Source organism: Paenalicyclobacillus cellulosilyticus (genome assembly GCF_014647315.1).
In the GTDB taxonomy this organism is placed as follows: domain Bacteria; phylum Bacillota; class Bacilli; order Alicyclobacillales; family Alicyclobacillaceae; genus Alicyclobacillus_J; species Alicyclobacillus_J cellulosilyticus.
This window is the reverse complement of sequence record NZ_BMOY01000112.1, coordinates 350-648: the sequence shown is the minus strand read 5'-3', so window position 1 is coordinate 648 and position 299 is coordinate 350. Positions and strand designations below refer to the sequence as shown.

1 protein-coding gene is annotated in these 299 nt (G+C 47.8%); it reads left to right on the top strand.

Features of this window, described 5'->3' with window-relative positions; translation table 11 throughout:
• Nucleotides 1–299: AsmA family protein (locus tag IEX97_RS13695; RefSeq protein ID WP_229776926.1), on the top strand; the 299-nt coding region annotated here is incomplete at both ends.

Sequence of the window (299 nt, the reverse complement as noted above, 5' to 3'; positions counted from 1 at the left end):
TTGGCAATCACCAATACACAGCGACAATCTTTACTCTCTAAACCGTGGCAAGAATTGCCGTTCACCATCAACCACATCAATAGCCTCGATTTGCTTAACGCCGATATTGAATGGGGGGAATGGCACTGGCAAAACCTTGAACTGTCCATTGAAGATGCCTCACTGCCTGCGTCTCTATGGAATGCCACTGCCAAAGTGTCTTTACAAGCTGACAGTGTTCGTTTCCAAGAGCAAACCGCAATAGAGCCACGCTTGAACGCCATTTTCACGCCCGAGAATATCCAGCTCCAAGAACTGAG